Annotated in this window: 7 protein-coding genes; all 7 read right to left on the minus strand. The window is 70.4% G+C overall.

The annotated features are described in order from the left end of the window. Positions 1 to 38: 38 nt before the first annotated feature. Positions 39 to 1,157, minus strand: coding sequence for an NAD(P)-dependent alcohol dehydrogenase (locus ABEI27_RS09905; RefSeq protein WP_375799243.1), 1,119 nt, complete (start codon positions 1,155 to 1,157; stop codon positions 39 to 41). Between the two features lie 483 nt (positions 1,158 to 1,640). Further along, entirely contained in the window at positions 1,641 to 2,033 is a 393-nt protein-coding gene (locus ABEI27_RS09910; protein WP_375799244.1) for a VOC family protein, read from the minus strand. A 274-nt stretch (positions 2,034 to 2,307) separates the two neighbouring features. Further along, entirely contained in the window at positions 2,308 to 3,633 is a 1,326-nt protein-coding gene (locus ABEI27_RS09915; protein WP_375799245.1) for a cytochrome P450, read from the minus strand. An 84-nt stretch (positions 3,634 to 3,717) separates the two neighbouring features. Continuing rightward, the gene (locus tag ABEI27_RS09920) at positions 3,718 to 4,689 is read right to left on the minus strand and encodes an mRNA 3'-end processing factor (protein ID WP_375799246.1); all 972 of its coding nucleotides are present in this window, start codon (positions 4,687 to 4,689) and stop codon (positions 3,718 to 3,720) included. Between the two features lie 45 nt (positions 4,690 to 4,734). After that, positions 4,735 to 5,412, minus strand: coding sequence for a hypothetical protein (locus ABEI27_RS09925; RefSeq protein ID WP_375799247.1), 678 nt, complete (start codon positions 5,410 to 5,412; stop codon positions 4,735 to 4,737). Between the two features lie 95 nt (positions 5,413 to 5,507). Beyond that, a complete protein-coding gene (locus ABEI27_RS09930; RefSeq protein ID WP_375799248.1) occupies positions 5,508 to 5,657 on the minus strand; it encodes a DUF1289 domain-containing protein in 150 nt (49 codons plus the stop codon). Positions 5,658 to 5,930: 273 nt separating this feature from the next. Continuing rightward, entirely contained in the window at positions 5,931 to 6,623 is a 693-nt protein-coding gene (locus ABEI27_RS09935; protein WP_375799249.1) for an urease accessory protein UreF, read from the minus strand. Positions 6,624 to 6,722 lie beyond the last annotated feature (99 nt).

Consider the following 6,722-nt stretch of genomic DNA (forward strand, 5'->3'; position numbering starts at 1 on the left):
TACGGTGGCCGTTCAGACCCGGCCGAGAGGCCAGACGCTCAGGGACGATCCATTCGCAGCACGGGCTTGATCGTGTTGCCCTCTTCGGCGTCGTGAATGGCCTGGTGGATGTCGTCGAACTCGTAGTGGGTGATGATCTCGTCGAACGGGAACCGGCCCTGTTTCCAGAGATCGAGCAACGTCGGAATGAACAGTTCGGGGACGGCGTCGCCCTCGATGATTCCGCGGAGCTTGTGCCCGAAGTGGAACGTGTGCATATCGAGACTGACCTCGGTTCCCGCGGGCGCCGCCCCGATGAGGCCACACTCGCCCGGGATGGTCGTGCAGTCGACGGCCTGCCGGAGGACCTCCGGCACGGCGGTCGTCTCGATCGAGTAGTCGGCACCACCGTTCGTGATGTCGTGAATCGCGTCGACGATGTCGTCCTCGTCGTCTGGATTCAGCGTGTGGGTCGCGCCGAGGTCTGCGGCCGTATCGAGGCGGTCCTGGTTCAGGTCGACGGCGACGATGTCCGTGCAGGCGCTGACGTTCGCGGCCGCCATCACCGAACTGATCCCGACGGACCCGACGCCGAAGACGGCGAGAGAGGACCCGGACTCGGGGGCAAGCGCGTTCATGACGGCACCGGCCCCCGTCTGGATTCCACACCCCAGCGGCCCGACGATATCGAGCGGAACATCTTCGTCCACCGTGACGATGTTCTGTTCGGTGGCGATAGCGTGGGTAGCCCAGGAGGACTGCGCGAAGAAACAGCCGCTGACCGGCTCGCCGTCTTTCGACAGCGGGCTGGACTCGTCGTCCGGCCGCCGGCCGAGGAAGTTGTGTTCGAACAGGTTCTCGCAGTACGGAATACGTCCCCTGAGACAGTTTCGACACTCTCCACAGAAGTCGTAACTCATCGCGACGTGGTCGCCCTCCTCGACGCTCGTGACCTCGTCACCGGTCGCCTCGACGACGCCGGAGCCTTCGTGTCCGAGTACCTGTGGATACGGCGGTCCGCCGTAGAAGTTGTCTGCCGTCGACAGATCGGTGTGACAGACGCCGGCGCTCACGACCCGCACCAGCACTTCGTTCGCACGGGGCTGTTCGTCCAGCTGGATCGATTCGAGCTGGGGGTCTGCGCCCTCCTCGCTGACGACGGCTGCCTGAATCTGCATTGGTGGATGGTCACAATAAACACAGCTTGGTATTTATTTTTATTCGGCGAGAGCGGCCGCGTCGCGTCGGGCGTGCCGGGGAGGACAGAGCGTTTCTCGACGGTCCATCTCGTTGCCCTCGCCCCAGCAGGAGAGACTGGATCGGCCTGGAGTGTGTGGCGCGCGAACGAACACCCGAGCGAGCGACGACCCCCGATATTCGGACACGAAGAACTGCCAGTTTCGAGTACAACGTTCGTATTTGATAGTTCTGTCTGGCATCCCCGGACAGCCGTCGGCGAGTGTGTGCGAGAGGCCAGCGTACAGCCGATCAGATCGGGACGAACAGCCGGCGGTCTCGTCTCGGCGCACGGCCGACACGTCCCCTGCATACAGCACGCCGAACCCTATCGCCGACAGTAGAGCACCCCGTCTCACTCTCCTCACACCAACGGATGCGTTCGGCAGAGCCGCCCGGTCACAGCGGGCGACCGGATCGGAGTCTCAGACGCGCTCTTTGAGTTCGATCCGGTATCCGAACGGGTCGGTGACGTAGACTGCGGGGGCCTCGCCGGTCGCGCCACGGGGCGAGGACAGCTCCCTGTCGACCTCGACGCCGGCGTCTGCGAGTCGGTCGGTGATCCTCTCGATCGAGTCCTCGACGACGACGCAGGCGTGGTTGAAGTTCGTCGCCGTCGGTGGCTCGAACTCGTCGGTCGGCCAGAGGTGGATCACCGCCGTCGACGACAGGCGGACGTCGAAGAACGGCTTCTCGTCGGCCGCGTAGAGCGTATCCTCGATGCCGAACCCGAGGCGCTCCCCGTAGAACGTCTGCGCTGCGTCGACACCGTCGGACGGTATCCGGAGGTTCACGTGGTCGAGGTGGCTGGCGATCACGCTGTTAGATTCGACGCCGGCGGTAAAAACGGTGGTCGTACTCGACCGCGGCCACGGGAGACGTGCCGGACCGTCTCCGCCCCGCGACCGTCGGTGAGCCAGCCCGGACACTGGGCTGACGAGGCGTGGCCGTGTCGAGTGCCCCGTCGTACGGTCGATTTCTCGCTTCCTGGGGGCTGTGGGGTCGGGAGTCCGGACGGCCGGGGTGGCCACGGCGTCAGGGCCTGGCTTCGGATTCGAACGTCGGGAGAGAGGTCGTCGACCCGACCACTCGTCACGTCCGTGCCACGAGTCGTGCGGGAACGTCGCCCTCGAGTTGCAGTGTCACGGCCGGACGGAACTCGAGGTCGTCGACCAACACCTCGACGTCGTAGTGCTGGAGGACGTGCGCGAGGGTGAACTGCGCCTCGATCAGGGCCAGCTGCCGGCCGATACACGACCGTGGGCCGCTCCCGAACGGAAAGTAGGCGTCGGCCGCCCGGGACGCCTCCTCGCGCCACCGCGCCGGTCGGAACTGGGCCGGGTCGTCCCACGCGGCCGGGTCGCGGCCGTGGGCGTACGGCGACGCGAACAGCAGTTCGCCCGCCTCGAGCCGGTAGCCGTCGAGCCGGACCGGTCGGCGCGTCTGGCGGATGACGTTCCACGCCGCCGGCGTGAGCCGGAGGGTCTCGCGGACGACCCGCTCTGTCGTCCGGAGTTCCGGGAGGTCGCCCCAGTCGGGGCGGTCGCCGTCGAGGACGGCGTCGGCCTCGTCGCGCACCCGGGCGCGCACCTCGGGGTGCTGTGAGAGCCAGTAGAACGCGTAGGTGATAGTCAGCGCCGTCGTCTCGTGGCCGGCGGTGAGAAACAGCACCGTCTCGTCGACGAGTTCGTTCTCGGACAGTTCGACAGACGGGTCGCGCTCGGCGGCCAGCAGCGCCGTGAGCAGGTCGCGAGGCGGGTCGTCCCGGGCGACGTGCTGGTCGATCACGTCCTGCGCGAAGGCGTCGAGCGCGTCGTTCGCCCGCTCGAACGCCGTCGACGGGCCCGGCTGCAGACGAGGGGGGAGCACGACGCCGAGCGGTGAGAAGGCGAGTTCGTCGCCGAAGGTCTCGAGTGCGTCCTGGACGCGGTCGCTCTCTGCCCGGGAGACGTCGTAACTGAACAGCGACCGGGCGATCACCTGGAGTGTCAGCGTTCCGACCTCGGAGAACAGGTCACGCTCGCCCGCCTCGGGCCACTCCGCGAGAAGTGCCTCGACGGCGTCGCCCGTCGTCCCGGCGTACGAGGCGAGGCGCTCGCCGACGAACTCCGGCTGGAGGATCCCGCGCTGGGTCTCCCACAGGTCACCGTCGCTGGAGAGCAACCCCTCCCGGCGCTGTGCCTGTGGTCCGAGGTTGGGCCGGCGGAATCGGTCCCGGTCACCCAGTATCTCGTGGACGAGCCCGGCGTCGAGGACGACGTTCGTCGTCGGCCCGGTGGCGGGGTCGACCCGCACGAGTGGGTACTGGCCGCCGTAGGCGCGCTGGACACCGGTCACGAACCGGAGCGGGTCGTCCCCGAAGTCGAGCGCACTCCCGACGAGCGGGAGGCCCGGCGGGCTGTGCGGCGTCTCTGCCATACACGTGGCAGCCGACAGAGCAGCATAATCGTTTGGTCGACGCAGCCGGCGCTCGCGGCGGCACACGGGCCAGAACGGGCGAGATCAGAACTCGCCGAGTGTCGACTGCCCGTCGCGGAGCGCGGTCGCGTCGTAGCCCCGGCGGGTGAGACGAGTCGCGAGCGTCGCCGCCTCGCCGTGTTGCGTGTAGACCCGGTCGGGGTCGAGGGCGTCGACCATCGACACCAGCGCGGGGAAGTCGGCGTGGTCAGAGAGCGGGAAGGTCACGTCGTAGTTCCCGCGGAACCTGAAGGAGTCGTCCACCGCCCAGCCCGAGAACCCCGCCGCGAGGGCGCCGGTCGCGTCGCGGAGCCGGTCGATCCAGCCGGCACGGGCGGAGGTGAGCGGCAGGACGAGCGCGTCCGTCGGCCCGAGGTCGTGGCTGTCGTACTCGTCGGCGTCGAACGCCACGTCCAGATGGGTCGTGATCGGGTCGTTCACCCGCAACACGGCGTCGGTCGTGAGGACGCGCCGGCCGGCACGGGCGGCGAGACGCTGGAGGGTCTGTGCCCGTCCGAGCGCGTAGCCGAACAGCAACACCGGCGCGTCGGTCTCGTCGAGCCACGCCAGCGCGTCGGCGACGACCTCGTCGTGCGGCGGGAACGCGTAGCCCGGGTCGCCGTAGGTGGCCTCGGTGACCAGGACGTCGACGTCGCCGGCCGTGTCGGGGTCGAAGCCGTCGAGGTAGTCGCGGGCGCGGAGGCAGACGTCGCCGGTGTAACAGTACCGCGTCCCGTCGGGGTCGGTCACGAGGGCGACGCGCGACCCGGCGACGTGCCCGGCGGGCAGGAGGTCGATACGGTCGTCGGTCACGCGGCCGAGCGGGGCGTCCCGACGGGCGGTGCCGAGCGCGGCCGTCAGCGGCGAACACACGGCCGTCGCCTCGCCCTCGGGGAGGTGGTCGCCGTGGGCGTGGGTCACCACGGCCACGTCGCCGCCGGGGTCGTCGGCGTCACAGACGACACGGGTGCCGTCCGAGAGGGTGATCTCGACGCCGTCGCGCAGCCGAACCGTCACGTGCGGCGATCGGGGCGGGCGGGCTTGGGGGTTGCGCTCGGGCGCTCAGTAGCCGCCGTCGTCGCCCCCGCTGTCGGTCGGCGTCGGGCTCTCGGTCTGTGTCGAGCCGTCCGTGCCGGTCGTCACGCTGCCACGCATCGACCCGTGGACGGTACAGATGTATGTGTCGACGGCCGACGCCAGCGTCTCGGTGACGGTGAACGCGAACCGGTCGCCCTCGTCGGTCCAGTCGACGCCGGAGTCGGCCTCCAGTCGGCCGTCGCCGGCCTGCGAGCACAGCGCCGCGCCGTCGGCGTCGAGCAGGGCGAAAGGGTGGTCGTCCCACCCGCGGTTCTCGACGGCGTAGCGCCGCCCGACAGTGAGCGAGAGCGTCGGGTTGCGCTCGCCGGCGGGCGCGACCGGTCCGTCGACCACCTCCCACGCGCTCACGCCGATGTTGTCGACGGTGACGGCAGTCGGCGGCGTCGGGGTCTGTGTCGGACTCGCCGTCGCGGTGGGTGTCGCCGTCGGAGTCTGGGTCGCGGTCGCTGTCGGGCTCTCTGTCGGGCGCTCCGTCGGAGCGGGCGTCGCCGTCGGAGCGGGCGTCGCTGTCGGACGCTCTGTCTGGGTCTCCCCGTCGGTCGCGGGCTCGTCGCCCGTCCGCTGACCGGCACAGCCGGCGAGCAGTCCAGCGAGTCCCGTCGCGGCGACGGCGAGCAGTCGGCGTCGGTCGCTGTCGGTCACGAACTACGACAGGGGCCGAGGCCCCCTGTCGGTTTCGGCCGCTGGCCGTCGGCGTGCCGTCCACCTCGCGGCGGGCCGTCGCGGACGCCCGGCGGCTACTCTCGGGCGACCCGGTCGACGACGGCCCGGCGCTCCGCCGTCGAGAGCGACGCCCAGCGCCGTATCTCCGCCATCGTCCGGCCACAGCCGAGACAGACACCCTCCTCGTCGAGCGCACACCGGTCGACGCACGGACTCTCGACCATCGAGGCGAACGACTGGGGCCGGGGGCATAACTGTGTGGCTCGCGGCGACGTCGCGGAGCGCGGCCCGGCTCCTTGACTCTCCCCCGGAGATGCCGGCGACGCCGGCTCCGGCGACACCGCCCGCCCCGAGGCCGCACGCGGGAGAGGTATCCTGCCGGTCGAGCCGTACGACCTGCCCGGGGTCGCGACCAGCCGGAACGTCTGCGCGGTCGTCGATCGCCGGTCGCTGGTCGCCGCGTCGCTCCGAGCGTCGCCCGGACGGCGGCCCCGTCCTCAGCTCGTGAACAGCCGGCGGTCCGCCCGCTCGTGTTCGGCGGAGAGAACGTCGGCCGTCGGGGCGAACGGCGTCATCGCGTCGAGATCGCGGGCCGCGGCATCGTCGACGGCCGCGCTCATCGACGGACGGAGCCGGTCGAGCACCCGCTGGGCGTCCGTGTGTCCGAGCGAGAGGAGCCGCTGGCCGGCCCCGAGCAGGTCGGTGACGAACCCGTGACAGCAGACCAGACACGCCTCGCGCACCCCCACGCCTGCGCGGCCCGTCGTCACGCCGAGTACCGCCGGCTGGGTCCCGGGGGCGTCACCCGCGTCGACGCGCGCCGCGTACCGCGCCAGGAGGTCGTCCTCGCGCAGTTCGCGCTGAAGCGAGAGGAGGCGGTCGCCGGTGCGACGGGCGCTCTCGCGGAACTCCGCGGAGAGCGTCGCGGCGACCAGCCGTCGGTCTGCCTCGCACGCCCGCCCGATATCGCCGTCTCGGGCCGCGGCGTGGGCCGCCTGAACTGCCACCAGGTCGCCGGGACCGACCTGCCGCCGGAGGTACGTCTCCACCAGCGCCTCTAGATCGTCGACGTCCGCGACCCGGCCGCTCTGGACGAACTGTTCGAGGCCGTAAGACGCGGTGTGGCTCCCGGTCGGCAGGAAGGAGTCGGCGAGACGGAACGCAGCGAGGACGGCGTCGTCGTCAGTCATGCCCGCCTCCGTGTGCGTGGTCGTGGTCGTGTCCGCCGCTCCCGCTCCGGTCGTCGAACGTCTCGGGCGGCACCGTCTCGTAACGGACGGAGACGTCGC

Origin of the sequence: Halobellus sp., assembly GCF_042218505.1 — an archaeon.
Lineage (GTDB): Archaea > Halobacteriota > Halobacteria > Halobacteriales > Haloferacaceae > Haloquadratum.

Excerpts from the sequence above, each read along its gene's own strand:
- ABEI27_RS09905 (WP_375799243.1), bottom strand. The coding sequence starts at position 1,157 with ATGCAGATTCAGGCAGCCGTCGTCAGCGAGGAGGGCGCAGACCCCCAG.
- ABEI27_RS09915 (WP_375799245.1), bottom strand. The coding sequence starts at position 3,633 with ATGGCAGAGACGCCGCACAGCCCGCCGGGCCTCCCGCTCGTCGGGAGT.
- ABEI27_RS09930 (WP_375799248.1), bottom strand. The coding sequence starts at position 5,657 with ATGGTCGAGAGTCCGTGCGTCGACCGGTGTGCGCTCGACGAGGAGGGT.
- ABEI27_RS09935 (WP_375799249.1), bottom strand. The coding sequence starts at position 6,623 with ATGACTGACGACGACGCCGTCCTCGCTGCGTTCCGTCTCGCCGACTCC.